Source organism: Actinomadura sediminis (genome assembly GCF_042675525.1).
Taxonomy (GTDB): Bacteria; Actinomycetota; Actinomycetes; order Streptosporangiales; family Streptosporangiaceae; genus Spirillospora; species Spirillospora sediminis.
In genome coordinates this window covers 35,773-60,274 of the sequence record NZ_JBHTJA010000002.1, presented here as the reverse complement: position 1 = coordinate 60,274, position 24,502 = coordinate 35,773, and the positions used below count along the sequence as shown (strand labels likewise).

At 70.7% G+C, this 24,502-nt stretch carries 26 protein-coding genes and 3 pseudogenes; 10 read left to right on the top strand and 19 right to left on the bottom strand.

The features are described 5' to 3' along the window. Positions 1 to 259: 259 nt before the first annotated feature. The 7 genes from ACFQ11_RS01980 to ACFQ11_RS01950 form a co-directional block, all read right to left on the bottom strand. Positions 260 to 607 (bottom strand): hypothetical protein, encoded by a 348-nt coding sequence (locus tag ACFQ11_RS01980; RefSeq protein WP_378295976.1) that lies wholly within the window; start codon positions 605 to 607, stop codon positions 260 to 262. Between the two features lie 507 nt (positions 608 to 1,114). Further along, positions 1,115 to 1,570, bottom strand: a complete 456-nt coding sequence (locus tag ACFQ11_RS01975) for a cyclic nucleotide-binding domain-containing protein (RefSeq protein ID WP_378296169.1) — start codon at positions 1,568 to 1,570, stop codon at positions 1,115 to 1,117. Between the two features lie 79 nt (positions 1,571 to 1,649). Then, positions 1,650 to 1,931, bottom strand: coding sequence for an OsmC family protein (locus tag ACFQ11_RS01970; protein ID WP_378295975.1), 282 nt, complete (start codon positions 1,929 to 1,931; stop codon positions 1,650 to 1,652). 284 nt (positions 1,932 to 2,215) lie between these two features. Further along, positions 2,216 to 2,344 (bottom strand): hypothetical protein, encoded by a 129-nt coding sequence (locus tag ACFQ11_RS01965; protein ID WP_378295974.1) that lies wholly within the window; start codon positions 2,342 to 2,344, stop codon positions 2,216 to 2,218. A gap of 51 nt (positions 2,345 to 2,395) precedes the next feature. Then, entirely contained in the window at positions 2,396 to 2,767 is a 372-nt protein-coding gene (locus ACFQ11_RS01960) for a universal stress protein (RefSeq protein WP_378295973.1), read from the bottom strand. After that, positions 2,764 to 3,261 carry a flavodoxin domain-containing protein gene (locus ACFQ11_RS01955; protein ID WP_378295972.1) on the bottom strand — a complete coding sequence of 166 codons (498 nt, stop codon included), beginning with the start codon at positions 3,259 to 3,261 and terminating at the stop codon, positions 2,764 to 2,766. The genes ACFQ11_RS01960 and ACFQ11_RS01955 overlap by 4 nt, the downstream gene beginning before the upstream one ends. Beyond that, the gene (locus tag ACFQ11_RS01950) at positions 3,258 to 4,142 is read right to left on the bottom strand and encodes a universal stress protein (protein ID WP_378295970.1); all 885 of its coding nucleotides are present in this window, start codon (positions 4,140 to 4,142) and stop codon (positions 3,258 to 3,260) included. The genes ACFQ11_RS01955 and ACFQ11_RS01950 overlap by 4 nt, the downstream gene beginning before the upstream one ends. 191 nt (positions 4,143 to 4,333) lie before the next feature. Here ACFQ11_RS01950 and ACFQ11_RS01945 point away from each other — a divergent pair, with 191 nt between their 5' ends. The 4 genes and pseudogenes from ACFQ11_RS01945 to ACFQ11_RS01930 form a co-directional block, all read left to right on the top strand. Then, positions 4,334 to 4,417, top strand: a complete 84-nt coding sequence (locus ACFQ11_RS01945) for an SHOCT domain-containing protein (RefSeq protein WP_378296168.1) — start codon at positions 4,334 to 4,336, stop codon at positions 4,415 to 4,417. A gap of 71 nt (positions 4,418 to 4,488) precedes the next feature. After that, positions 4,489 to 4,632 carry a CBS domain-containing protein gene (locus tag ACFQ11_RS01940; protein ID WP_378295969.1) on the top strand — a complete coding sequence of 48 codons (144 nt, stop codon included), beginning with the start codon at positions 4,489 to 4,491 and terminating at the stop codon, positions 4,630 to 4,632. 557 nt (positions 4,633 to 5,189) lie between these two features. Then, positions 5,190 to 5,606, top strand: coding sequence for an Hsp20/alpha crystallin family protein (locus ACFQ11_RS01935; protein WP_378295968.1), 417 nt, complete (start codon positions 5,190 to 5,192; stop codon positions 5,604 to 5,606). Positions 5,607 to 6,258: 652 nt separating this feature from the next. Continuing rightward, positions 6,259 to 6,630: pseudogene (locus tag ACFQ11_RS01930) on the top strand (pyridoxamine 5'-phosphate oxidase family protein); the annotation flags it as partial. 120 nt (positions 6,631 to 6,750) lie between these two features. Here ACFQ11_RS01930 and ACFQ11_RS01925 read toward each other — a convergent pair. Next, complete coding sequence (locus tag ACFQ11_RS01925) at positions 6,751 to 6,960, bottom strand: DUF4389 domain-containing protein (RefSeq protein ID WP_378295967.1); 210 nt, start codon at positions 6,958 to 6,960, stop codon at positions 6,751 to 6,753. A gap of 247 nt (positions 6,961 to 7,207) precedes the next feature. Further along, positions 7,208 to 8,329: an Acg family FMN-binding oxidoreductase gene (locus ACFQ11_RS01920; RefSeq protein ID WP_378295966.1), complete on the bottom strand. Its 1,122-nt coding sequence runs from the start codon at positions 8,327 to 8,329 to the stop codon at positions 7,208 to 7,210. A 113-nt stretch (positions 8,330 to 8,442) separates the two neighbouring features. Between ACFQ11_RS01920 and ACFQ11_RS01915 the strand changes: the two are divergent. From ACFQ11_RS01915 to ACFQ11_RS01900, 4 genes and pseudogenes are all read left to right on the top strand, one after another. Beyond that, positions 8,443 to 8,604 (top strand): annotated as a pseudogene (locus ACFQ11_RS01915) (hypothetical protein); the annotation flags it as partial. 73 nt (positions 8,605 to 8,677) lie between these two features. Then, a complete protein-coding gene (locus ACFQ11_RS01910; protein WP_378296175.1) occupies positions 8,678 to 8,803 on the top strand; it encodes a hypothetical protein in 126 nt (41 codons plus the stop codon). 5 nt (positions 8,804 to 8,808) lie between these two features. Beyond that, positions 8,809 to 9,333, top strand: a complete 525-nt coding sequence (locus ACFQ11_RS01905) for a cation transporting ATPase C-terminal domain-containing protein (protein ID WP_378296167.1) — start codon at positions 8,809 to 8,811, stop codon at positions 9,331 to 9,333. 16 nt (positions 9,334 to 9,349) lie between these two features. Beyond that, positions 9,350 to 9,697, top strand: coding sequence for a cation transporting ATPase C-terminal domain-containing protein (locus tag ACFQ11_RS01900; protein WP_378296166.1), 348 nt, complete (start codon positions 9,350 to 9,352; stop codon positions 9,695 to 9,697). 91 nt (positions 9,698 to 9,788) lie between these two features. Here the strand turns inward: ACFQ11_RS01900 and ACFQ11_RS01895 are convergent, their stop codons facing one another. The 3 genes from ACFQ11_RS01895 to ACFQ11_RS01885 are packed head-to-tail and all read right to left on the bottom strand — an operon-like array spanning position 9,789 to position 11,416. Then, entirely contained in the window at positions 9,789 to 9,968 is a 180-nt protein-coding gene (locus tag ACFQ11_RS01895) for a universal stress protein (protein WP_378296165.1), read from the bottom strand. 34 nt (positions 9,969 to 10,002) lie between these two features. Further along, complete coding sequence (locus tag ACFQ11_RS01890) at positions 10,003 to 10,353, bottom strand: universal stress protein (RefSeq protein WP_378295965.1); 351 nt, start codon at positions 10,351 to 10,353, stop codon at positions 10,003 to 10,005. A gap of 22 nt (positions 10,354 to 10,375) precedes the next feature. Then, the gene (locus tag ACFQ11_RS01885) at positions 10,376 to 11,416 is read right to left on the bottom strand and encodes a zinc-dependent alcohol dehydrogenase family protein (RefSeq protein WP_378295964.1); all 1,041 of its coding nucleotides are present in this window, start codon (positions 11,414 to 11,416) and stop codon (positions 10,376 to 10,378) included. A 192-nt stretch (positions 11,417 to 11,608) separates the two neighbouring features. On the opposite strand from ACFQ11_RS01885, the gene ppk2 reads away from it, so the two are divergent. Continuing rightward, a complete protein-coding gene (gene ppk2, locus ACFQ11_RS01880) occupies positions 11,609 to 12,412 on the top strand; it encodes a polyphosphate kinase 2 (RefSeq protein ID WP_378295963.1) in 804 nt (267 codons plus the stop codon). 446 nt (positions 12,413 to 12,858) lie between these two features. On the opposite strand, the gene ACFQ11_RS01875 is transcribed toward ppk2, so the two are convergent. The 3 genes and pseudogenes from ACFQ11_RS01875 to ACFQ11_RS01865 form a co-directional block, all read right to left on the bottom strand. After that, positions 12,859 to 13,464 (bottom strand): hypothetical protein, encoded by a 606-nt coding sequence (locus ACFQ11_RS01875; protein ID WP_378295962.1) that lies wholly within the window; start codon positions 13,462 to 13,464, stop codon positions 12,859 to 12,861. A gap of 255 nt (positions 13,465 to 13,719) precedes the next feature. Then, entirely contained in the window at positions 13,720 to 16,092 is a 2,373-nt protein-coding gene (locus ACFQ11_RS01870; RefSeq protein ID WP_378295961.1) for a phosphoketolase family protein, read from the bottom strand. Positions 16,093 to 16,303: 211 nt separating this feature from the next. Beyond that, positions 16,304 to 16,526: pseudogene (locus ACFQ11_RS01865) on the bottom strand (integrase core domain-containing protein); the annotation flags it as partial. 73 nt (positions 16,527 to 16,599) lie between these two features. On the opposite strand from ACFQ11_RS01865, the gene ACFQ11_RS01860 reads away from it, so the two are divergent. Beyond that, positions 16,600 to 17,445 (top strand): TniB family NTP-binding protein, encoded by an 846-nt coding sequence (locus ACFQ11_RS01860; RefSeq protein ID WP_378295960.1) that lies wholly within the window; start codon positions 16,600 to 16,602, stop codon positions 17,443 to 17,445. Between the two features lie 104 nt (positions 17,446 to 17,549). On the opposite strand, the gene narI is transcribed toward ACFQ11_RS01860, so the two are convergent. From narI to ACFQ11_RS01840, 4 genes are read right to left on the bottom strand one after another with little or no spacing between them, the layout of a single operon-like run. Continuing rightward, the gene (gene narI, locus ACFQ11_RS01855; protein WP_378295959.1) at positions 17,550 to 18,323 is read right to left on the bottom strand and encodes a respiratory nitrate reductase subunit gamma; all 774 of its coding nucleotides are present in this window, start codon (positions 18,321 to 18,323) and stop codon (positions 17,550 to 17,552) included. After that, entirely contained in the window at positions 18,320 to 18,997 is a 678-nt protein-coding gene (gene narJ / locus ACFQ11_RS01850; RefSeq protein WP_378295958.1) for a nitrate reductase molybdenum cofactor assembly chaperone, read from the bottom strand. Before narJ ends, narI begins: the two co-directional genes overlap by 4 nt. Continuing rightward, on the bottom strand, positions 18,994 to 20,730 hold the full coding sequence (gene narH, locus ACFQ11_RS01845) for a nitrate reductase subunit beta (RefSeq protein ID WP_378295957.1): 1,737 nt from the start codon (positions 20,728 to 20,730) through the stop codon (positions 18,994 to 18,996). Before narH ends, narJ begins: the two co-directional genes overlap by 4 nt. Position 20,731: 1 nt before the next feature. After that, complete coding sequence (locus ACFQ11_RS01840) at positions 20,732 to 24,484, bottom strand: nitrate reductase subunit alpha (RefSeq protein ID WP_378295956.1); 3,753 nt, start codon at positions 24,482 to 24,484, stop codon at positions 20,732 to 20,734. Between the last annotated feature and the right edge of the window lie 18 nt (positions 24,485 to 24,502).

The window sequence follows — 24,502 nt, the reverse complement described above, 5'->3', positions numbered from 1 at the left end:
AGGTCACCGGCCCGGGGGACCTTCGTCCCTGAGGTCCTCCGCCTCACCGGGGAGCGTGGACGACCGCCACCGGGCATGGCGCGTGGTGGACCTAAGCGTGACTGACCGACCCGAGCGGCAGGCCCTGGAAGCCGCCGAGCCCCGCGAGCCGACGACGAGCAGACACGCCTCACCCGCCGCGTCGAGCAGGACATCCCTCGGAGCTCCGGCCACGACCTCGGCCCGCACGTCCACCCGGGATGGCGCTCGCGCAGCGGAATCACGGCCGCGCGAGAGCGGTCTCGGTCGCCTCGCGCAGGCCCACTTCGTCCACCAGCGGCGGCAGGTCCCTCACGGGCACCGGACCCCAGGCGACCACCACGCTCAACGACAGCCCACGCTCGTCGGCCTCGGCGAAGCTCATCGCCAATGCCACCCGCGAGGCCGCCGAACCGTCCATGCGGCATGCGCGGCCACCGCGCACCCACCGAACCGAGCACCAGCCCGACGAACCCGCCGAGACCGCGGGGGCCGGCACGACCAGATCCGCGCTTTCACCCGCCTCGATCAGGCTGCCGGGCGCCGCCCACCACCGGAGCACCGCCCGCACCTTCAGGTCGGGCGACACCTCCCGGACATGCTCAATGCGTCGTTCAGAGTGTCCTCCGCGATCCTCCTCACATCGAGGACGGGCACGGTGATCGGGCCGCCGTGATAGGCGCCCCAGGCGTGCAGCACGGTCAGCGGCAACCCGCGGGGCCCGGGCCTCCACCTCACAAGACAGAACACCTTAGGCGGCCTGCCACTTCGCCGAGCAGCGCTGCGGCGCCGTCGCGGTCATCGGCTCGCTCACCGACGTCCCCGCGCTCCTGTCCGGCACCGCGGGCACGCGAATCGAGGCCTCCTGACCACCCAACCTGGAAACGCTCGACCGAGTCACCTGCCTGGCGCTGCTCCGCGGCGTCCAGGTCGGCCGCCTCGCCTGGGCCGACGCATCCTTCGTCCGGCTTAGCCCCCGCAGCATCACCGGACGCCGGATCCCCTTGCGCCCTGGCGGCGTCACCACGGAACGCATCGACCCCACGGACGAACTCACCTGACACCCTGACGTCCTGCCGACCAGCAGTCCTCGGACCTACCTCGCCGGGGCATCCGCCGCCGGCCGGCTCCGGGTTGCCTCGAGCCGCTCCACGACCAGCTCGCCGAAGCGGCGCGTCAGCTCGTAACCCAGCGACGGATCGACGGCGCACAGCGTCCGGAGCAGCCGGCCGTCGACCTCGATCGCCCGAACCAGCGTGGCCGCCACGCCCCCGAACCTCCACCGGTGCGGGCGGAACAGCCACGACCAGCCCACCACCGACCCCGGCCCCAACGTCTCGATGACGACCCGCCCGCCGCCGGGCATGTCCAGGTCGACGGCCACCGTCCCCTCCCGGAGCAGCCAGAACCGCTCGGCAGGCGTCCCCTCCTCGAAGAGGCGGCGCCCCGCGGGGACGCTGGTGAACCGTGCCGCCGACGCCAGCCTGCCGAGATCGGCGGTCCTCATGCCGCTCAGAAACGGCTCGTGCGCGAGATCGGCCGCCATCACCATGCTCACTCGACTGCCTCTCCCTCCGACTTCTCAGACAGGGCACCCACCACCGCAAGGGTGGCGTCCTCCGCCGCCGGAGTCAGGCGGCCTGGGCTTCGCTCTCCAGCCGCACGTCGATGCGCGGCGGATCAACGATCGAGTTGTGGACCGTGCAGCCCATGACGGCCGCCAGGAGTCCGCCGGTGTCCGCGTCCGACAACCGGAGAGCAGGACGCACCCGCAGTTCGACCCTGGACACCCGGGCAGGCGCGCCCGCGCTCATGGTGAAGCCCGCGGTGACCTCCAGCCCGTCCGCGGGCAGGTGGCACCGCGCCAGGTACTGCCGTGCGTAATGCGCGGCGCAGGCGGCCAGGGATGCCACGAACAACTCGACAGGTGTCGGACCGGCATCCAGGCCACCTGCCGTGTACGGCTGGTCAACATGGATCACGTGATCCCGGACGAGCGCGGCGAAGCGTGGCCCTCGCTGTGTACGACCCTCATCTCGCTCATCGGTCCACCCCTCTTTCAGGTCGGTTCCTCGCCTACTTTCAGTGTCGATCGCTCCGTTTCCGCAGGTAAGAGCCGAAAGTCCTGGGCACGGAGGAGGGACGTCACCATTCCTAGGGACGCCTACCTGCGTAGGCGTCCCTAGGTGTTCGGGGTCTACTTGAGGATGGGGAGGCGCTGGACGAGGCGTGTGTCGCCCCACCAGCGGCCGAGGCCCAGGGTGTCGCCGGCGTTGACCAGGGCCAGGCCGATGAGCACGATCGCGTAGACCAGGTGGTCGTCCATGAAGGGATTGTTCTCCGGGGGCAGGACGGGCAGCGGCCTGGGTGCGGCGGCTCATACCGAGCTTGGCGAAGATTGGTGACCTCCAAAACCGCTGACCGAGTCGCCCGCCGCGGCCCGTTCGATGAGGACCCTGGCGGGCTGCCCGCCGGCGTGCTCCCCCGTCACCTCGAGGCCGGGGACGCGATCGCGGGCGCGGGCCACGGCGAGGCCGACGACGTCGCGGCCGTGGTCGAGCAGCTGCTGCCGGACCCGGGTCGCTCCCGGGTCTCCCGGGACGTCGACCAACCACGGAGTGACGACATTGACCACGTGCAGTGCCGCCCCGCGCCGGACCGACTCGTCGGCGGCCCAGTCGATGGCGAGCAGGCTCGATTCCGACTCGTCGGCCCCAACGACGATCATGTTCCTGCCTGGCCTGCTCATACCGCGGCTCCTCGCAGTTCCCGAGCGATCCCGGCGGCCCACTCGGTGACCTGGCCGCGGTCACGGAAGTCGCCGCTCGACCGCTTGGCGATCTTGGAGGCCAGGAAGCCCTGGGCGTCCGGAGACAGGCGTCCGCCGAAGGTGGCGTGGCCGCGGGCGTTCAGCCGCCGGGCGACCTTGGCGACGCCGGGTGCGAGCGCGATCTGCTTCTCCTCGGCGGTGTGGTCCAGCGGCCCGCTGCTGAACAGCCACACCGGCCGGTGCGCCAGCGCATCGGCGTGATGGCGGACGAAATGCCGCGCCTCCCGGTGCCAGCGCCCCGCGTACAGGGCGCCACCGAGCACGGCGGCGTCATACCCGCCCAGCCCCGCGATCTCGCCGGCCGGGCGGACGTCGGCGTCCAGCCCCGCCTCGCGCAGCGCGGTGCCGATCCAGTCGGCGATCTCGGCGGTTCCTCCGCGTTCGGAGGCGTAGGCCACCAGCACTCGCATCATGACGACTCCTGCGGTTTCGGGTCGCGTTCATGGACGACCGCGACCGGGCTGGGCATCTCGTGCAGCACGGCCCGGGTGACCGCGCCGAGCAGCGTGGTGGGGGACGATTCGATCCCGTGATCGCCGACCACCAGCAGCATCGCGTCGCGGGCGTTGTCGGCCAGGACGCGTCCGGCGCGCTCTCTCACGAAGCGCTCTTCGACCGCGACGTCGGGATAGTCGACCAGGCACGGCCCCACGGAGCTGGTGAACCGCGCCTTGGCCTGCTCCTTGACGGCCTGCGGGCCGGTGAACGGGAGCCGGTCGGGGCCGGGCAGCGCACCAGGGTCCCACCATGCGCACACCAGCGTCACCACGGCACCGCGCAGGCGAGCTTCGGCGAGCGCGAACCGCAGCGCGGTCTCGCTGGCCGGGGAGCCGTCGATCCCGACGACGATCCGTGTCGCCCGCTCGGGCTCGTCATGGGCGGGCACCACGACCACCGGACGGTCGGCATGCGCCGGGACGTGCACGGCCGCGGACCCGAGCGGAAGCCTGTCGAAGCCGCCCGCCCCCCGGGCGCCGAGCACGATGAGCGCAGCGTCCGCCGACGCGGCCAGCAGCGCTCCCGAGGGCGTGCCCTTCAACAGCACCGGCCGCACGTCCAGGCCGGGGACGGTCTCGCGTGCGAGCCGAAGACCGTCGTCCAACGTCAGCGCACCCATCCTGCGGACGATCTGCATCGCGCCACGGTCTTGCGCATGTTGCGGATACGGCCAGTGCCACGCGTGACAGACCCCCAAGGGCATCCCCCGCAGGGAGGCCTCGACCGCCGCCCAGCGCAGCGCGCGTTCGGCGGCCGGTGAAGCGTCGAAACCGACCAGGACCTCTCGTCCGTCCATCTCATCCCCTCCTGACCTTCGAGCCTGGTCGCCCGCGGACGCGGTGTTCAGAGGCGTGGGTCCACCGATGCCAGGGGCCTTCGGCCCTAGAGCCCCTTACCGGAGGCCCGGGAGCCTGGAAACGTCAGGAGGTGTCACATGAACATCGGATACGCCCTGGCGATCGCCGACCCCGGCGGCGGCCCGGCTGGATGTGGCTATGCCTCGCCGAGCGGTATGCGCGCGGTGAGATCGACACCGAGGAGTACGACGAGCGACTGGCCAAGCTGCGGTGATGACCGCACCAAAAGGCCTGGAAAGGGGAGCCACGGCCACCCCACTGGAGCAACGCACCGTTGCCGAGCTGATGACCCGTGACCTGCTCACCATCGCCGAGGACGAGTCCGTGCTCATGGCCTGGGAGCTGATGTGCAAGGCCGAGGTCCACCACACCTGCCGGTCACCGACGTGGAGGGCGGCTTCCTGGGCGTCGTCGACGCCCAGACGCTGACCTCCGCCTGAAACGCCACCGCCCCGCGCGACGCCCGGCGGCCCGTGACGAACCTCCTGCCCTCCCGGCGCCCGGCGGCGGTGCGTCCGGAATCCACGGTCGCCGCGGCGGCCCGGGGCATGCTGGAGACGGGCCGAGACTATGCGCCGGTGGCTAACGACCATGGCGCCTGGTCGGGCTGATCACCGCTCACGACCTGATCGCAGCGCTGGCCGGCGTCCACCGTGAGACCTCTCCGCGCACGGGAGGCATGCCGTCCCTCTACCGGGTCGAGCCCGTGCTCCCCCAGCCGGCAGCGCACCCGGGCCAGGGCCGTCTGGCCCCTGACTGATGGCCGCAGGCGCGCCCACGCCGGGCCTGCGGCGGCCGCGGCCTGCCGCTCTGGCCGAGCGGTTGGCCGGCGGCACGGACCTTGGTCCCGGACGGGCAGGACCCATGGCCTTGGGAGGACGGCACCGCCCGATAAAGCATGAAGGTGGGCAGCCGCCGATGAGGAGAACGCGACGAAGTCGCTCTCCTGCAGCGGCGTCCGCAGACCCCCAAGCTGAGGAGGCACCATGAGCGGGTTGGAGCGGCGCGAGACACGGGGCATCTTCCCGGACCTGTTCGACTGGATCGAGTCCCCGTTCAGCCTCATCCGGACCGCCGCGGGACAGACCATGCGCGTGGAGAACTACGTCGAGGACGGCGGCATTGTGATCCGCGCCGAGCTGCCCGGTATCGACCCCGACAGGGACGTCGAGATCACCGTCGCCGGCGGCATCCTGCGCATCCACGCCGAACGCCACGAGGAGAAGAAGAACGCGCACCGGTCGGAGTTCCACTACGGCTCCTTCACCCGGTCGTTCACACTCCCGGCCGACACCGACGCCGATGAAATCAAGGCGACCTACGACAAGGGCATCCTCACCGTCCACGTGCCGGTGCCCAAGGCCGCCAAGAGCGAGACCAAGCGGATAACCATCGAGAAGTAGGCCGGAGCAGCCGAAGGGGGCATCGGACCGCGTACCCGGTCCGATGCCCCCGTCTTCCGTGCACACTCGGATCGAGACGAGAACGATGACGCCTTTCCCCAGCACATGCCGGATCGTCGTCGGCGTGGACGTTTCCCGGCCCCGCCGCGTGCCCTGCGCTGGGCCGCCGCCGAGGCCGCGCTGCGGCACGCCGAGCCGGTGGCCGTCCGGGCGCGGCGAGCCAGGCGGGAATGCGTGCCGCCGTACACGGCGGCGGACCACCCGCCGTCCCCGGAGCGGAAGCAGGAGCGGACGCGGCGCGCACTCGCGGCCGACATCCGCGCCGTCCTCGGCCCCGCCCCCGCGGTGCGGGTGCGTCAGGAGTTGGCCTTCGGCGTAGCGGCACCAGCCCCTCCTCGACCATGCCGCGACGGCGGACCTCCTCGTCCTCGGGGCCACCGCCCAGGCTCCGCGTTGTCGGCGGTCGTCGGTCCGGTCCGGACGGCACGCCTGCGGCGCTCGGTGTTCCCCGTCGTGCTCGTCCCACCCGGCGTCGTGCGCGGCGGCGCCCCCGACGGCGGACGCGAACGTCCGGCCGGGGAGGGACGGACGGCATCCGCGCCTGTGACATTGGCCCCTGCCGCCCCCACCGGCGACGACGGACCATGGAGACATGAAGGACGTCAGGGACACGCCACAGAGCCTCACCCGAGGCGAGTGCCTTGGCCTGCTGAGCACGGTGAAGATCGGCAGGGTCATCTTCACTGAGCAGGCACTCCCCGCCGTGATGCCGGTCGGTTTCGTCTTCGATCGCGGTGACGTGGTCATGTGCGTCCCATCCGGCTCGAGCCGTCTGGCCGCCGCGACCCGCGACACGATCGTGGCATTCGAGGCCGACGACCTGGACACCGACGGCCCCACCGGCTGGTCGGTCACCATCGTCGGGCCGGCACGGGTCGTCCAGGATCCGGGAGACCGCGCCCGCGAGGCGCTCCGGCCATGGACGGCCGGTTCCTCCCCGGAGTTCGTCCGGATCTCCTGCCAGCGCATCTCAGGAGTGCGAGTAGGGCCGAACCAGCTGTCAACAGCTACGGAAACGCCGCCTGAACCACCCACCACGACAAAACCCGAAGGCCCGGCAAAGGCCGGGCCTTTCGGTCACCGCTCAAGGCGTGGGCGGCGCGGGCGGTGCGGGCGGTGCGGCGGGCTCGGGGCCGCCCATGTCCAGCCGGAACGGCGGATAGCGGCCGGTCACCAGGAACGCGTAGCCGGCCACTCGCAGCAGCCAGCGGTTCATCCCCATGACGAGGTCGAAGACGCCGCGCAGGTAGCGGGTCGTGAACAGCAGCGCGACGGCGGTGATGAACACCAGCACGGCGACCAGCCCCGGGGGCGTTCCAGATCCCGTGGTAGCCGCCGATGCCGCCGCCCGTGAACGGCGCGATCACCAGGTAGTGCGGGATCAGCAGCAGCCACTTCACCGGCCACAGCCATCGCGACAGCGGCTCGTCCAGCCGGCCGTCCACCCGGACAGGCATCTCGCTCCCGTTCATCGGGCTCTCCTCTCCGGCCGCGCACCCGGCGACCTGCCGTCAACCGGGCGGGCTCTTTGGCCGCCGATGTCAGCTCCCGGCACCGCCACGCAGGGAGCTGGGAATGCCGGGGCCGGGTTCTGCTGATGGGTTCCGTTCGCCGCTGAGGACGTCGGTGACCGGGCGTCGCCGGCTGCGCAGGCGGCGTGCCGGGCGGCCGAGGCGTAGCAGCATCTGGGCGTGTCCGCGCAGGTCACGGTGCATCGCCGCCCGCAGGTAGGGCAGTTCCAGCGGCTGGGTGTAAAAGGCCGCGCTCACTCCGGCGGTCTCGGCGTGCAGGAGCACGTGCTGGAGCGCCTGACCGGCCAGGAGCCAGTCCAGGCGCCGGTCCCCCCGGGTGACCAGCACCGCCACCGTCCCGACGGCGGCCGGGTCGGCCCCTTGAGCGGCATCGGGGTCAGTGCTCTGGCGTCCTTGACGGCTGCGGCCCCATCGCGTCGCGGCGGCGAAGTCGCGGGCGGCGAAAGCCAGGCCGTCAGGCTGGATCGGGTACGAGCCAGGCGACAGGCCATCGCGCCGTTCACCGGTCGGGGAGGCGACCCAGGCGAGCAGCTCACCGGCGATGCGGGGATCACGGCGCTGGGCTGCCTCGGCGACCTCGACGTGCTCGGCCAGCCGCCGCAGCTGCGCGAGGTCGGACACGACGCGCAGGCCCGCGCCCTCGTGCCGCGCGATGCCGGCCAGCACGGTCGTCAGCATCGGCGGAAGCGGGGTCGTCAGGAAGGCGCCGCGGTACGTGTGGCGGCGCGGGATCGTCCGGTACAGCAGGTCCTCGTACGGGCGGGGCGCCGTGCCGCTCCCCCAGCCGATCCGGGCGAGCAGGTCCGGGTACGCCGGATCGGGCACCAGCCGCACCAGCGGGGTGAAGCCGAGGCTCCGAACGGCCAGCCGCGCGTTGAAGAGCGCCGCACCGCAGCTGATCACCATTTCGCGTCCGGCCGGGTCGGCGATCGGCAGGAGCCGGGCCCGGTCGGCCCACAGCTCCAGCCCGCCCGGCCGGTCGACGAACCGCCACGGCTGGGTGTTGTGGACCGACGGCGCCAGGATCGCCGCGCGCACCACGAACCGCGCCGCCAGATCAGGTCCTTCGCGTTCGGGAGGCCTCGCGCGGGCATCTCTGCTCTTCGCCGCGGACCGTGTAGCGCCGATCATGGTGACCTCCAGCCGTGAGTGCCCGGCACCTCCAGGCTGCCGGGCCGCGCGGCGGGCGGTACGGCGCCCAAAGTCCCTCATGCCGGGACCTTCGGCCCGGAGCGGAGGTGACGATGTCCCCTGCCCCGCCGAGCCCTGTACGCCGGCGATGGGCCGGAGTGTTCAGCCGGTCGTTTCCCGGGGGTCGGGGTCCTGCGCGGCTACCGGCGCTCGTGGCTGGCGGGGACGCGGCAGCCGGGATCACGGTCGCCGCGTATCTGGTGCCGCAGGCGGTGGCGTACACGGTGCTGGCCGGGCTGCCGCTGATCGCCGGTCTGTACGCGCACTGGGGTGGGCGGTCGCTGGGTCATGACCGGCACCGAGCTCACCGCCGACGTCTCCGCCGAACGCGTCCGCGACACCACCGTGTTCGCCCGCGTCTCCCCCGAGCAGAAGCTCCGGCTCGTCCAGGCCTCCAGGCCGGCGGGCACGTGATCGCGATGACCGGCGACGGCGTCAACGACGCGCCCGCCCTCAAGCAGGCCGACATCGGCGTCGCGATGGGACGCACCGGCACCGACGCCGCCAAGGAATCGGCCGACATGGTCTTGACCGGCGACGACTTCGCCTCCATCGAGGAGGGCCGCGGCGTCTTCGACGACCTGGTCAGGTTCATCGTGTGGGCGCTGCCGTCCAACGTCGGGCTCGGCCTGGTCCTGATCGCCGCGATCGTCGCGGGCACCGACCTGCCGATCCTGCCGCTGCAGGTGCTGTGGCTGAACATGACCGCCGTCCGGGTCCTCGGCCTGCCGTTCGCGGTCGAGCTTAAGGACGAGCACATCATGACACGCCCGCCGCGCGACCCGTCCATGCCGCTGATCTACCGGGCGCTGACCGTCCGGATCCTGCTGGTCTCGGCGATCCTGCTCGCCGGCGCGTTCGGCCTCCAGCACTGGGAACGCGCCACGACGCCTCCCCCGACGTCGCGCAGACCATCGTCGTCAACGTGTTCGCGCTCACCCTGACGACCTACCTGTTCAACTGCCTCTCCCTCGACCGCCCCTGCTGTGGCGCGGCATCCGCCGCAACCCCTGGACCGCCGCCAGCCCCCTCGGCCTCATCGCCCTCCAACTCCTCTACACCTACACCCCTTCCATGAACGACCTGTTCCACTCCGCACCGCTCGGCGCCGCCGCCTGGGCCCGCATCGCCGTCATCTCCTACACGGCGGTCGAGCTGCTCAAACTCGCCCAGCGGGGCACTGACGCATCGGCGGGCGAGCGCTATGACGGTCCGGGTGTATTTGAGCCCCTGGGCGCGCTTCTTGAGGTAGAAGTCGCGGTTGGGGCTGGGCCCGATGCGTCGCATCTTGTTAGGACACCCCGGTAAAGGTGTGCAGTCCGAATTCCGGGCCCAGTGAGAAGGCACGTAAGAAGAGGCCCGGCACGTGCCGGGCCTCGTTCGTGTGCGGCGGCGTCGATCAGGCGCCGCGGGGATCGGGCACGACCGCGACCGGGCAGTGCGCATGGTGTACGAGCGCGTGCGTCACCGCCCGGCTCCGCGGGACGGTCAGGCCCTCGCGGCCATGCGGACCCGCGATCACCAGGTCGACGTCGCGGGATGCGGCGACCAGCGCGGCGGCGGGGTCGTCGTGGACGATGTCCTCTCACCGCCGCGGCCTTTGAGACCGATCACTATCTCCGCCGGCGCGTCCACCGGGAATGGGTCCGAGCGCGGCACCACCAGCAGCGGGCACGCGCCGCCACGTACAGGCCGGCGGACCCGAACAGCAGACCCTCGAAACCGCCGAGCCCACGCGGCCCCACCGCCACCAGGTCCGCTCGCTCGCTCTCCCCCACCAGCGCATGGCCCGGGCCCTCCGGCACCAGCCGCGTCTCGACCTCCAAGGTCGGATGGACCTTGAGCGCGTACTGCCGGGCCACGGCGAGCAGGTCCTCGCGTTCTGCGACGAGCCGGCGCAGCGCGTCCGGCGGGATCTCCCCGCCGGGCACCAGGGCGCGGGACCCGTGCACGAACAGCAGCATTCGGACGGAGGGTGCGGGCGGCTCAGCGGGTGAGCACGACCTTGAGCGCGCAGGTGTTGGCGGCGTCGGCGAACACGTCGTAGGCCTTCGGGAACTCATCCAGCGTGAAGTGGTGGGTGATGAACCGTGCGGCGTCGAGTTGCCCGCCGGCGACGAGCCGGAGCAGGGTCGGGGTAGAGAAGGTGTCCACCAGGCCGGTGGTGATGGTGATGTCGCGGATCCACTGCTCTTCCAGGTGCAGCGCGGCCGGGGCGCCGTGCACGCCGATGTTGGCGATGTGACCGCCCGGCCGGGCCAGCGCGACCGTCAGCTCGAACGCCTCCGGGACGCCGACGGCCTCGATCGTCACGTCCGCGCCCAGCCCGCCGGTCAGGTCCCGGACGGCGGCGAGCGGGTCCTGCCGGGAGTTGTTGACCGTGACGTCGGCGCCGAACTGCTTGGCCGCATCCAGCCGGCTGTCGGCCAGGTCGACGGCGACGATGGTGCTCGGGCTGAACAGCCGCGCCCCCATGATCGCGGCCAGCCCGATCGGCCCGGCGCCGACGACGGCCACGGTGTCGCCGGGCTGGACGGCGCCGTTGATCACGCCGACCTCGTAGCCGGTCGGGAGGATGTCGGCGAGCATCAGCACCTCCTGCGCGGGCACGCCCGAGGGCACCGGGTAGACGGAGGTGTCCGCGAACGGCACCCGCACGTACTCCGCCTGCGTCCCGTCGATCGTGTGGCCGAGAATCCAGCCCCCGCCGCCCAGGCACTGCCCGTAGCGGCCCTCACGGCAGAACCGGCACGTGCCGCATGCTGTGATGCACGACACGAGCACCTGGTCGCCGGGCTTGACCGTCCGCACACCCGGGCCGACCGCCTCGATGGTGCCGACCGCCTCGTGGCCGAGGATCCGGCCGTCGGTCACGGCCGGGACGTCGCCCTTGAGGATGTGCAGGTCGGTCCCGCAGATCGTCACCGCGTCCACGCGGACGACAGCGTCGCCGTCCTCAATGATCTGCGGCTTGGGAACCTCCTCCCACGCCCGCTTCCCAGGGCCGTGATACACCAGCGCTCGCATGACGTGCCTCCTCCATCGATTCTGCTGCCACTTCCAGCCTCGAATCCGGCGGTATGGCGCCGATAGTGCTCAAGGTCCCGATGGGCGGGCCCAACGTCCCTGCCCGGTCCCCGCGGCCCCCGTCCAGCCGGCCGTCGCCCGGCAAGGACCAAACGTCCGCGGGCCGGTGGATCGTCGGGTAGGGATGGTGTTATGAGCAAGGTCAAGCGGTTGCCCCGAGGGGTGTACGAGCCCGAGTTGGCGCGTCTCCAGGCGGAGCTGGTGAAGCTGCAGGAATGGGTGCGCGACGAAGGCGCCCGCGTCGTCGTGGTGTTCGAGGGGCGGGACGCGGCCGGCAAGGGCAGCGCGATCAAACGGGTTACCGAGTACCTCAATCCCCGCGTCGCCCGGATCGCGGCGCTGCCCGCGCCGAGCGACCGCGAGCGCACGCAGTGGTACTTCCAGCGCTACATCGAGCACCTGCCCGCGGCCGGGGAGATCGTCCTGTTCGACCGGTCCTGGTACAACCGGGCGGGCGTCGAGCGCGTCATGGGGTTCTGCACCAAAGAGGAGTACATGCGCTTTCTCCACCAGTGCCCGATCTTTGAGCGGCTGCTGGTCGAGGACGGCGTCCTGCTGCGCAAGTACTGGTTCTCGGTCAGCGACGCCGAACAGGAACGCCGCTTCCGCAGCCGGCTCGACGACCCGATGCGCCGATGGAAACTGTCAACAATGGACCTGGAGTCCATCACCCGCTGGGAAGACTACTCGCGCGCTAAGGACGAGATGTTCGTCCACACCGACATCCCCGAGGCACCCTGGTACGTCGTGGAGAGCGAGGACAAGCGGCGCGCGCGGATCAATATGATCGCCCACCTGCTGTCGACGATCCCCTACCGCGCCGTGGAGCGCCCGCGGCTGGAGCTGCCCGAGCGGCCTCCTCGGAAGGGCTACGAGCGGTCACCGCGCGACATGCAGACCTACGTCCCCGACCACTCCGCGACCCTGCCCACCTGATACCGGCCCTCGGTCGGTCTGCAAGAGCCCGCAAGTAGCGCCCCTGTCCGCCGACCAGCGCGGCAGCCGACAGTGCGGTGCGGGCAGCAGGACCGAATCGGCGACCGGCCCGCCTCAATCCCTGTTTCAACCAAGATCTTCAGCGCCATCATCGATCTCGGCCTCTCCGGGCGGCGGACCTTCATCGGATCGCCCGCTAAGGACATGACCCGAGATCGGTCCGTTCGTCCCGGGTCAGCCCCTTGGTTGACCGTCGTCTGCAGGGCGGCGCCTGTGCCCGCGGCGATCTCCAGGTCTTCGCGAGTGGTGACCACGACAGCCGCCACCGCCGCGCCCGGCGGGCTGATCACCCGTCGCCGCGGGCGGCGGCGTTGCTTTCCGGGTCGATCCGGGTGCCCGGGTAGACCAGCTCGGTGCCGAGGCGCCGGCGGGTCCGGGGGTCGTGCTCACCGATTCCGCCGGTGAACACAAGCGCGTCCGGGCCGCGCGGCCAGCGCCGAAGCGACCGCCTCGTCCCCAGCGGTGGCACGCGACCGCAGCTCCCGCATGTCACCCGTCCCGGCCAGGGCGCGCAGCCTGGAACGGTGCTCAAGGCCGTCGCGGACCCCGCGGCGGGGACGCCGTGCGCCAGCAGCCACAGCGGGATGCCCGGGTCGATGCCGCCCGCCCGAGTGGCCATCACCAGCCCGTCGGGCGGCGGTAATCCCGTCGTGGTCGACCGAACGGCCGTCGGCGACGGCGCACAGGGACGCACCCGATCCCAGATGGAACACCACCAGGCGCAGGCCGGAGAGGCCGGCGCCCAGCAGTTCCGCCGCGCGGCGTGCCGCGTAGGCGTGGGACAGCCCATGGAAGCCGTAGCGGCGCAGCCGGAACCGCTCCCGCCATTCGGCGGGGATCGCGTAGGTCGCCGCGGCCTCCGGGATGGTGGCGTGGAAGGCGGTGTCGAAGCACACCACGGCCGGGACGTCCGGAAGCGCCCGGCGGATCTCCCCCAGCGCGTACAGCGACAGCGGCTGATGCAGCGGCGCCAGATCGGCCGGCGCGTGCAACCGTTCGGTGACCTCACCGCCGATCAGTACGGGTTGGGTGCAGTCGCGGTCCGCCGTGGACGAAGCGGATGCCGACCGCGTCCGGGCGCGGCAGCCGCTCCACGGAGGCGAGCACGCGCTCGACCGCCCGGTCGGCTCCGCCGGTCGGCAGCTCGATCCGCGCGCGGGAGGTGTCATCGGCTTCCAGCAGGCCGAGCTTGACGCTGCTGGAGCCGGGGTTGACGGTGAGGACCCGCAGCGGAGGTCCTTCCCGGCTCAGCGGGACCAGGCCCAGTCACGGATTTCTGGGGCGTCCTCGCCGTGCTCGCGCGTGTAGGCCCGCAGCCGCAGCCGCGCGTCCATCATGCGCTGCCGGACGTGGGCGACCCGTCCGCCGAGGGACGGGACGCGGTCGATGACGTCCATGACGAGGTGGAAGCGGTCCAGGTCGTTGAGCATGACCATGTCGAACGGAGTCGTGGTGGTGCCTTCCTCCTTGTAGCCCCGGACGTGCAGGTTGCCGTGGCCTCTGCGTCGGTAGGTGAGCCGGTGGATCAGGTACGGGTAGCCGTGGAAAGCGAAGATGATCGGCTTGTCTGTAGTGAACAGCGCGTCGAACTCGGTGTCGGACAGCCCGTGCGGATGTTCCTCGACCGGCTGCAACCGCATCAGGTCGACCACGTTCACCACCCGGACCCGCAGATCCGGGAAGTACCGTCGCAGGAGGTCGGCGGCGGCGAGCGTCTCCAGCGTGGGGACGTCGCCCGCGCAGGCCAGCACGACATCGGGATCGGACCCGTCCTCAGTGGACGCCCATTCCCAGATGCCGATGCCGCGGGTGCAGTGCGCCACGGCCTCGTCCATCGACAGCCAGACCGGCGCGGGCTGCTTCCCGGCGACGATCACGTTGACGTAGTCGCGCGAGCGCAGGCAATGGTCGCCGACCGACAGCAGCGTGTTCGCGTCCGGCGGCAGGTACACCCGGACGATCTCGGCCTTTTTGTTCATGACCACGTCCAGGAACCCTGGGTCCTGGTGGGTGAAGCCGTTGTGGTCCTGGCGCCACACGTGCGACGACAGCAGGTAGTTCAGGGACGCGATCGGCCGCCGCCATGGCAGGCCCCGGGTGACCTTCAGCCACTTGGCGTGCTGGTTGAACATCGCGTCCACGATGTGGACGAACGCCTCATAGCTGTTGAACAGCCCGTGCCGCCCGGTCAGCAGATAGCCCTCCAGCCAGCCCTGGCACAGATGCTCGGACAGCACCTCCATGACCCGTCCGGCGCGGGCCAGGTGCTCGTCGGTGTCGAGCGTCTCGCCCGCGAAGACCCGGTCGGTCACCTCGAACACCGCGCCCAGCCGGTTGGACGCGGTCTCGTCCGGCCCCATGATCCGGAACGTCGACGATTTGGTCGCGACAACGTCGCGCAGATAGTCGCCAAGGACCCGGGTGGGCTCCGCCGTGGGCTTGCCGCGCTCGGCCACCCGCACCGCGTGAACCCGCGGGTCGGGCAGGTCGAGCGGGCGCAGCAGCGTCCCACCGTTCGCGTGCGGGTTGGCGCTCATCCGCCGCGCTCCCTCGGGCGCGAGTGCGCGCAGCTCCGCGACCAGGCGGCCGTCCTCGTCGAACAGCTCCTCCGGACGGTAAGAGCGCAACCACGCCTCCAGCTCCGCCAGGTGGCCTGGATCCTGGCGGACGCCGGCGAGCGGCACCTGATGGGAACGCCAGGTCCCCTCCACCGGCAGCCCGTCGACCTCCTTCGGACCCGTCCAGCCTTTCGGGCTTCGCAGCACGATCATCGGCCAGCGGGGCCGGTCCGCCACGCCCTGCTCGCGGGCGGCGCGCTGGATGCGGGCGATCTCGTCCAGCGCCCGGTCGAGCGCGGCCGCCATCTGCCGGTGCATGACGGCCGGGTCGGCGCCGGACACCACGATCGGCGCATGCCCGTACCCCTCCAGCAGCCGCACCAGCTCGTCCTCCGGAATACGGGCCAGCACCGCCGGATTGGCGATCTTGTAGCCGTTCAGGTGCAGGATCGGCAGCACCGCCCCGTCATGCACCGGGTCCACGAACTTGGTGGAATGCCAGCTCGCCGCCAGCGGCCCGGTCTCGGCCTCCCCGTCCCCGACGATGCACGCCACCACCAGGTCGGGGTTGTCGAACGCGGCGCCGTAGGCGTGCGCGAGGGAGTAGCCGAGCTCACCGCCCTCATGGATCGAACCGGGCGTCTCCGGTGCCACATGGCTGGGCACCCCGCCCGGAAAGGAGAACTGCCGGAACAACCGCCGCATCCCTGCCGCATCCTGCGAAACCCGGGGGTACACCTCGCTGTACGTGCCCTCTAGCCACGCCTTCGCGACCGCCGAGGGACCGCCGTGCCCCGGTCCCATGATGTAGATCATGTCCAGGTCGCGGGCCTTGATCACCCGGTTCAGGTGGACGTAGCAGAAGTTGAGCCCCGGCGAGGTGCCCCAATGCCCCAGCAGCCGCGGCTTGATGTGCTCCGGCCGCAGCGGCTCCCGCAGCAACGGATTGTCCAGCAGATAGATCTGCCCGGCCGACAGATAGTTCGCCGCCCGCCAATAGGCATCGATCAACTCAAGTTCGGTGGCAGACGGCAGGGCGCTGTTCGCGGTCGTCGACGTCACGGTTCCTCCATACGCTCGTTGATCCAGCGCATCACACCGCGCCGCCCCGCAGGCAGGGCCGAAGGTCACACTCAGCCGCCCTTCCCTCAGCGCCGCTCAGGCGATCAAATGCCTGTACAAGGCCTCCTTTCGTCGCGGGAGCCCACAAAGGACCTTGGTCCGTTGCGACGGACGGCGCAGGGGAATTCGCTGTGAGGTGAGGGAACCAGGGTGGTGTACTCCACCCGAGTGCGGAGTGGCGCCGGGTGCGGTTTCGGAACCCTTCGATGTACTCGAAGATCGCGTTGGCGAGTTCAGGACGAGTGTTCCAGCGCCGCCGGTTGAGCAGTTCGGTCTGCATCCTGCCCCCAGAACGCCTTGGCGGCGGCATTGTCGTGGGGGTCGCCGATGGTCCCCAGGGAAGGCAGCAGCCCGGCCTCGCGAGCGCGTTCGGTGCGGCCAGGCGCCCCGCCAATGCCTGCAGACACGCACGATCGTGTACACGCCCAAGGTCCACAACACCCGCGAATGCTGGACAAGGAGTTCAGGTTCCTGCACGACCAGCTCAGCTGGACGATCGAAAGCACACCGCATCCCGACCGGGACGTAACCGGCCTGGACCACCCTCGCGGCCGCTACGCCGAACTCTTGATCGTCGATGAGGCCGACCGGCTCAAGACTCCGGCGCCGGAACAGCACCGCGACCACCACGACCGCACCTGCATCGGCGTCATCCTCATCGGCATGCCCGGCATCGAAAAGCGCCTCGCTCCCCAGCTCTACCGCCGTGTCGGATTCGTCCACCACTACCGGCCGCTGTCCGCCACCGAGCAGGCCTTCGTGCTGGCCCGGCACTGGTCCCACCTGCGCCTGGACGACGCCGACGACTTCGCCACCGGCGAAGCCGTCGCCACCGTCACCCGCATCATCAGCGGCAACTTCCGGCTCACCAGCCGCCTGATCGCCCAGATCGAACACGTTCCGGAAATCAACCAGATGTCGACCGTCACCAAGGGATCGTCGACGCCGCCCGTGAATCCCCAGTCATCGGGGTTACGGGATGACCAGCGGGCGCAGCGAAACCTGAAGACAGCGTTTAGACCTGCCGCATCATGCCGAAGGTTCCCGGCTACTCATCCATGGCCATGCGGGCCTCTCCGGTGCGCCCGGCCACATCCAGGCCATCGTCCGGATCGGTTACGGACAACTGGTGCCAGGCACGCCGCGCCGGCCGTTCCCGGAAGTCCTCGCGCGCGCCTGAGCAAGTTGCCCCGTGATCCCGATGCCGTCCGAGCGGCGATCCGGCACCTCACCGCCACGCGGCCGCCGCGCCCCGCTCGGAAGCATCACGTTCAGGACGTTGGTCCCTGGTGACCGGCGGCCCCGCTGCCACACCCTGGGGTATGCGACTTGACGGGAGCGGCCTGGAGATCCTAGACGAGGACGAGTGCCGTCGGCTGGTTTCGGCCCGCCGGGGCTCAGGAGACCCGCTCCCAGCCCCGGCGGGCCGGGCGCGCCCCCAACTGCTCGTCGCGGCTGCGGTAGACGATGTAGGGGCGGGTCAGGTAGCCGATGGGCGCGGTGAGCATGTGGACGAGCCGCGTGAACGGCCAGATCGAGAACAGCAGGAGCGCGCTCAGCGCATGGAGCTGGAACAGGATCGGGACGCCGGTCATCAGTTCCGGGTCGGGCTGGAAGTAGAAGATCGACCGGAACCATGGTGAGACCGTTTCGCGGTAGTTGTATCCGCCGTCGACGATGTTCGCGATGACGGTGGCCGCGAGCCCCAGCAGGATCGTCACCGTCAGAACCGCGTACATGAGCTTGTCGTTGCGGGTCGTCACGGAGAACACCGGACCCACGGTGCGCCGCCGGTAGACGAGGATCGCCAGCCCCGCCAGCGTGCAGAAACCGGCGACGGTGCCGAGCACGACGGCGACGACGTGGTAGGTGTGCTCGGTGATCCCGGCGGCCTCGGTCCAGGCGTCCGGGATCACCAGTCCCCCGACGTGGCCGAGGAAGACCACGAGGATTCCGAAGTGGAACAGCGGGCTGCCGATGCGCAGCAGTCGCCGCTCGTAGAGCTGGGACGAGCGGGTCGTCCAGCCGAACCTGTCGTAGCGGTACCGCCAGGCGTGCCCGAGGACGAAGATCGCTAGAGCGACGTACGGAAGGGCCACCCACAGCAGCACTCCGCCTGCGCCCGCCTCACCTCCCTCCGGTGCCGCGGCCGGGAGCGGGACATGGTTCACGAGCGCACCTCCAGTGCTGGGTCGGGCAGGAAGACGGGTCCGGTTCCCGACCCGTAGGGCGCGAGGCCGACCTCCTCATCGGGCGGTCCCTCGGCGATCAGCCGGGCGACGGCGTCGTGGTCGCGGCCGCTGAGCGGCGGCAAGGTCGCGGAGACGGCCTCCAAGACGCGTGTCCACGGCGACCCCGCGTCGGTGAGCGCGAGCCGCAGCAGTTCGAGCCCGGCGCGGTGCTCGAGGAGGAGGCGGCGTCCCTCGCGCTGGTCGCCGGTGGCGGCGAACTCCAAGACGACCGCGAGGTGGTCGGGAAGTTCGCCCTCTTCCAGGTGGAGACCGGCGGCTGCGTAGGCGTGCTTGAACCGCAGCAGCGCCATGCCGCGTTTCCGGGTGTCGCCGTGGGCGTAGTAGGTGAGGTAGAGGCAGCACCGCTTGCGGTGGTCGAAGGTGGCGACGTAGTCGGCCTGTAGATCCCGCAGCGGCGTGGCGTCCAGGTGGTCGATGAACGCGGCGAGGGGCGCCCCGGCGTCCGGGGGCAGGCTCGCGGCGGCGCGGCGCAGCAGCGGCCGGCGGGCGAGCAGTTCCTCGTCGGGGTAGCCGAGCAGCAGCGACGCCGACTGCCAGGCGGCGGTCGGCCGCGTCTCGGTGAACGCATTTCTGGTCCGGGCGCTGATCTTCACGGCTTTGGCTCCGTTTCGGCATCACCGGAGTCGGCGGGCGGATTCCCGTCGCCGAGGCCTTGACCGCCCTGCCGGGGCGGAAACAGCCCGGCGGGGGCGCCCTTGCCGTCCCAGTTGAGGAGGTTGACGCGCTTGTGCTTGTCGGCCGGGTCGACGGGGCTGTCGGACGTCTGCCGTTGCTTGAGCATGTGGAAGTTCTCGACGGCGATCGGCGCGGGGCCGCCGGACGCCTCCCCGAACGGGCCGGAGCCGCCGCCCGCCCCGGCGCCGCCCATGCCTGGCCCGCCCTCGTAGTCCAGGCTGCATTCGGTGGCCAGTTCCTCGAGGTGGTGCGCCTGTTCAGCGTGCGCGGTGGGGATGACGTACCGCTCGTCGTACTTGGCGAGCGCGAGAAGTCGGTACATGTCGTACATCTCCTCCCCCGTCATGCCGACCCCGGCGGGGATCGACTCGTCAGGGTCGCGGCCGAGGTTGATGTCGCGCATGTAGGCGCGCATCGCGGCCATCTTGCGCAGGACGAGGTCGACGGGCGCGGTGTCGCCCGCGGTGAACAGCTCGGCGAGGTACTCGACCGGGATGCGCAGCGCGTCGATCGCGGCGAACAGATTCCCGGTGTCCTCGGCGTCGTGGCCGGTGTCGCGGACGGCGTCCACGACCGGGGACAACGGCGGGATGTACCAGACCATCGGCATCGTCCGGTATTCCGGGTGCAGCGGCAGCGCGACCTTGTAGGTATTGATCAGCGAGTGGATCGGGGACCGCTGGGCGGCCTCGATCCAGTCGCGGGGAATGCCCGCGCGCTCGGCCGCGCGGACGACCTCGGGGTCGTTCGGATCGAGGAAGACCTCCCGCTGCGCCTCGTACAGGCCGGTGTCGTCGGGCGTGGACGCGGCCTCGAGCACCCTGTCCGCGTCGTAGAGCATCAGGCCGATGTAGCGGAGCCGTCCCACGCACGTCTCCGAGCAGACCGTGGGGATGCCGACCTCGATGCGAGGGAAGCAGAAGGTGCACTTCTCGGCCTTGCCGGTCCGGTGGTTGAAGTACATCTTCTTGTACGGGCAGCCGGACACGCACATCCGCCACCCCCGGCACTTGTCCTGGTCGACGAGCACGATGCCGTCCTCGGTGCGCTTGTAAATGGCGCCGGACGGGCAGGACGCCGCGCAGCTCGGGTTCAGACAGTGCTCGCAGATCCGCGGCAGGTAGAACATGAAGGTCTCGTCGAACTCCATTTTCACCTTGTCGGAGATCTCTTTGAGCAGGACGTCCTTGTCACCGTGCTCGATGGAGCCGCCGAGGTCGTCGTCCCAGTTCGCCGACCAGGAGATCTTCATGTCCTCGCCGGACAGCAGCGACTTGGGCCGGGCGACCGGCGAGTGGTCCTGCAGGGGCGCGTCGGTGAGCGTCTCGTAGTCGTAGGTCCACGGCTCGTAGTAGTCGTCGATGCCGGGCAGCTTCGGATTGGCGAAGATCGTCAGGAGCTTGCGGAACCGGCCGCCGCCCTTGAGGGCGAGCCGGCCGCGCTTGTTGAGCGTCCAGCCGCCCTTCCACTTCTCCTGGTCCTCGTACCGGCGCGGGTAGCCCTGCCCGGGGCGGGTCTCGACGTTGTTGAACCAGACGTACTCGACGCCGCTGCGATTCGTCCACGCCTGCTTGCAGGTGACCGAGCAGGTGTGGCAGCCAATGCACTTGTCGAGGTTCATCACCATCGCCATCTGTGCCATCACGCGCATGTCAGTACGTCACCTCCTGGGAGCGGCGGCGGATTACGGTCACCTCGTCGCGCTGGTTCCCGGTCGGCCCGAGGTAGTTGAACGCGAAGGAAAGCTGCGCGTACCCGCCGATGAGGTGGGTCGGCTTGATCAGCAGCCGCGTCAGGGAGTTGTGGATGCCGCCGCGGCGGCCGGACGTCTCGGCGCGCGGAACGTCGATCAGCTTGTCCTGCGCGTGGTACATGTACACGGTGCCCTCGGGCATCCGGTGCGTGACGATCGCGCGGGCGACCACGACGCCGTTGCGGTTCACCGCCTCGATCCAGTCGTTGTCGCGGACGTCGATCTTCGCCGCGTCCACGCCGCTCATCCAGATGACCGGGCCGCCGCGCGACAGCGACAGCATGAACAGGTTGTCCTGGTATTCCGAATGGATCGACCACTTGTTGTGCGGCGTCAGGTACCGGACGGCCAGCCCCAGTTCGCCCGTCTCGCCGAGCTCGGGCTCTCCGAACAGCCGGGACATGTTCAGCGGCGGCCGGAACACCGGCAACTGCTCGCCGAGCTCGGCCATCCAGTCGTGGTCGAGGTAGAAGTGCTGCCGTCCGGTCAGGGTGTGCCACGGCTTCGACCGCTCGACGTTGATGGTGAACGGCGAGTAGCGGCGGCCCCCGCTCTCCGACCCCGACCACTCCGGCGACGTGATGACGGGGACGGGACGTGCCTGGGTGTCGGCGAAGGTGATCTGCTTGCCCTCGTGCTCGGCGGCCAGGTCGGCGAGCCGCGTTCCCGTCCGCCGCTCCAGCGTGCGGAAGCCCTGCACGGCCAGATGCCCGTTCGTCGTCCCGGAGAAGGCGAGGATCATCTCGCACGCGTGAACGTCCCGTCTCAGCGACGGACGTCCGTCGGCGGGGCCGCCGCGCACCGTTCCGTTGGTGTGCCGCAGGTACTCGACCTGCTCCCGCACATCGAACTCGAGGCCTTTGGTGGTCGCCCCCAGCCGTTCGGCCAGCGGCCCCAACGCCCCCATCTTCGCCGCGATCGCCGGGTAGTCGCGCTCGACGGTGACGAGCTTCGGCAGCGTCACGCCGGGGACGGGCTCGCACTCGCCCTCCGCCCAGTCGGCGACGCTCCCGTGAGGGGTCGCCATCGCGTCCGGGGTGTCGTGCAGCAGCGGGACGGCGACGACGTCCTTGCGGACGCCGAGGTGCCGTTCGGCGAGCGCGGAGAATGCGCCGCCGATGGCGTGGAAGGCGTCCCAGTCGCTGCGGGTCTGCCAGGGCGGGGAGATCGCCGGGTTGAACGAGTGTACGAATGGGTGCATGTCGGTGGTGTTGAGGTCGTGCTTCTCGTACCAGGTCGCGGCGGGCAGCACGATGTCGGAATAGATGGTGGTGCTGGTCATGCGGAAGTCCAGCGACAGCAGCAGGTCCAGCTTCCCGGCCGGAGCCTCGTTCCGCCAGACGACGTCCTTCGGCCGCGCCCCGGGCGGCGCCTCCTCGGCGCGGACGGCGTCGTCCGCACCGAGGAGGTGTTTGAGGAAGTACTCGTTGCCCTTGGCGGACGAGCCGAGCAGGTTCGACCGCCAGACCGTGAGGACGCGCGGAAAGTTCTCGGGCGCGTCGGGGTCCTCGGCCGCGAACCTCAGCCGTCCGGCCTTCAGTTCGTCCACCACGTGCTCGCCGACCGGACGCCCGGCCGCCTCGGCCTCGTCGGCGAGGTCGAGCGGGTTGCGGTCGAACGTCGGGTAGGACGGCATCCAGCCGAGCCGAGCGGACTGCGCGATCACGTCGGCCGTCGAACGCCCGGCCAGCCGCCCGGCGCTCGCGGCCGCCGAGACGGTGTCGGCGCCGAACCGGTCGTAGCGGAACTGGTCGGTGTGCAGGTACCAGAACGCGGTACCGATCATCTGGCGCGGCGGCCGGGACCAGTCCAGCCCGAACGCCAGTTGCGCCCATCCGGTGACCGGGCGGCACTTCTCCTGGCCGACGTAGTGCGCCCAGCCGCCCCCGTTCACGCCCTGGCAGCCCGTCAGCGTGGTGAGGGCGAGGAAGGCCCGGTAGATGGTGTCGGAGTGGAACCAGTGGTTCGTCCCCGCGCCCATGATGATCATCGAGCGGCCGCGGGTCTCCTCGGCGTTGGCGGCGAACTCGCGGCCGATCCGCTCGGCGGCCCGCGCGGGCACGCCGGTGACGCCCTCCTGCCAGGCCGGGGTGCACGGCTGCGACGCGTCGTCGTACCCGGATGGCCACGACCCCGGCAGCCCCGGCCGTCCGACTCCGTACTGGGCGAGCATCAGGTCGTACACGGTGGTGACCAGGTGGTCGCCCACCTTTCGGACGGGCACCCCGCGCCGGAGCGTCCCGGGCGTCCCGTCGGGGGCGTCGAAGCGGGGCAATTCGAGCTCGACGGCCTCCCCTCCCTCGACCGACAGCAGCGGGTCGGCGTCGCCGAGGTTCAGGTTCCATTTCCCCTCGCCCGATTCGCCGTACCGGAACCCGAGCGACCCGTTCGGAACGAACGGGTGCCCGGTGGCCGCGTCCAGGAGGACGGTCTTGAACGCCGCGTTCTCCGACTCGGCCTCGGCGCCGGGCAGGTCCGCGGCCGTCAGGAACTTCCCGGGGGCGTACACGGCGCCGTCACCGCGCCGGTCCAGCCGCACGAGGAACGGCAGGTCGCTGAACCGCTTCACGTAGTCGGTGAAATAGGGGACCCGGCGGTCGACGAAGAACTCCTTGAGGACGACGTGTCCCATCGCCATCGCCAGGGCGCCGTCGGTGCCGGGCTGCGCGGGCAGCCACTCGTCAGCGAACTTCACGTTGTCGGCGTAATCGGGCGACACCGCCACGACCTTCTGGCCCCGGTACCGGGCCTCGGTCATCCAGTGCGCGTCCGGGGTGCGCGTCACCGGCAGGTTGGAGCCCCACATGATCAGGTAACCGGCGTCCCACCAGTCGCCCGACTCCGGCACGTCGGTCTGGTCGCCGAACACCTGCGGGGACGCCACCGGCAGATCGGCGTACCAGTCGTAGAACGACAGCATCGTCCCGCCGACCAGCGACACGAACCGCGACCCCGCCGCATGCGACACCATCGACATCGCCGGGATCGGCGAGAACCCCGCGACCCGGTCCGGTCCGAACTCGGCGATCGTGTGCACGTGCGCGGCCGCGACCATCTCGACCGCCTCGTCCCACGACGCCCGCACCAGCCCGCCGCGTCCGCGGGCCGACTTGTACCGGCGGGCCTTCTCCGGGTCGGAGACCACCTCACGCCAAGCCTCCACCGGATCGTTCGTCCGCGCGCGCGCCTCCCGGTACATCTCCAGCAGGACACCGCGCACGTACGGGTAGCGCACCCGGGTCGGCGAATACGTGTACCAGGAGAACGACGCCCCGCGCGGGCAGCCGCGCGGCTCGTACTCGGGCCGGTCGGGACCGACCGAGGGGTAGTCGGTCTGCTGCGCCTCCCAGGTAATGATGCCGTCCTTGACGTACACCTTCCACGAGCACGAACCTGTGCAGTTCACCCCGTGCGTCGAACGGACGACCTTGTCGTGCGACCACCGGTCCCGGTAGAACGCATCGGCGCCGCGACCGCCCTTCTTGGTCATCGTCCGCAGATCGGACGAAACCTGCGTACGGGTGAAAAATCTCCGCGTGCTCACCAGTGCGTCTTCGAGCGGGCCGTCAAGTCCCGGTCGACCCTTGGTCGAACTCACCCCTCGGCTTTCCTTCCTCGCCTGACTCCCCGTCTCGGGGTCGCCGTCCGGCATCGTGTCTTCTGTCAAGGT

Excerpts from the sequence above, each read along its gene's own strand:
- ACFQ11_RS01905 (WP_378296167.1), top strand. The coding sequence starts at position 8,809 with ATGACCGGCGACGGCGTCAACGACGCGCCCGCCCTCAAGCAGGCCGAC.
- ACFQ11_RS01975 (WP_378296169.1), bottom strand. The coding sequence starts at position 1,570 with ATGGTGATGGCGGCCGATCTCGCGCACGAGCCGTTTCTGAGCGGCATG.
- ACFQ11_RS01960 (WP_378295973.1), bottom strand. The coding sequence starts at position 2,767 with ATGAGCAGGCCAGGCAGGAACATGATCGTCGTTGGGGCCGACGAGTCG.
- ACFQ11_RS01945 (WP_378296168.1), top strand. The coding sequence starts at position 4,334 with ATGTGGCTATGCCTCGCCGAGCGGTATGCGCGCGGTGAGATCGACACC.
- ACFQ11_RS01885 (WP_378295964.1), bottom strand. The coding sequence starts at position 11,416 with ATGCGAGCGCTGGTGTATCACGGCCCTGGGAAGCGGGCGTGGGAGGAG.
- ppk2 (WP_378295963.1), top strand. The coding sequence starts at position 11,609 with ATGAGCAAGGTCAAGCGGTTGCCCCGAGGGGTGTACGAGCCCGAGTTG.
- ACFQ11_RS01940 (WP_378295969.1), top strand. The coding sequence starts at position 4,489 with ATGACCCGTGACCTGCTCACCATCGCCGAGGACGAGTCCGTGCTCATG.
- ACFQ11_RS01965 (WP_378295974.1), bottom strand. The coding sequence starts at position 2,344 with ATGGACGACCACCTGGTCTACGCGATCGTGCTCATCGGCCTGGCCCTG.
- ACFQ11_RS01860 (WP_378295960.1), top strand. The coding sequence starts at position 16,600 with ATGCTGGACAAGGAGTTCAGGTTCCTGCACGACCAGCTCAGCTGGACG.
- ACFQ11_RS01890 (WP_378295965.1), bottom strand. The coding sequence starts at position 10,353 with ATGCTGCTGTTCGTGCACGGGTCCCGCGCCCTGGTGCCCGGCGGGGAG.
- ACFQ11_RS01910 (WP_378296175.1), top strand. The coding sequence starts at position 8,678 with ATGACCGGCACCGAGCTCACCGCCGACGTCTCCGCCGAACGCGTCCGC.
- narH (WP_378295957.1), bottom strand. The coding sequence starts at position 20,730 with ATGCGCGTGATGGCACAGATGGCGATGGTGATGAACCTCGACAAGTGC.
- ACFQ11_RS01935 (WP_378295968.1), top strand. The coding sequence starts at position 5,190 with ATGAGCGGGTTGGAGCGGCGCGAGACACGGGGCATCTTCCCGGACCTG.
- ACFQ11_RS01955 (WP_378295972.1), bottom strand. The coding sequence starts at position 3,261 with ATGATGCGAGTGCTGGTGGCCTACGCCTCCGAACGCGGAGGAACCGCC.
- ACFQ11_RS01920 (WP_378295966.1), bottom strand. The coding sequence starts at position 8,329 with ATGATCGGCGCTACACGGTCCGCGGCGAAGAGCAGAGATGCCCGCGCG.
- ACFQ11_RS01950 (WP_378295970.1), bottom strand. The coding sequence starts at position 4,142 with ATGGACGGACGAGAGGTCCTGGTCGGTTTCGACGCTTCACCGGCCGCC.
- ACFQ11_RS01840 (WP_378295956.1), bottom strand. The coding sequence starts at position 24,484 with ATGCCGGACGGCGACCCCGAGACGGGGAGTCAGGCGAGGAAGGAAAGC.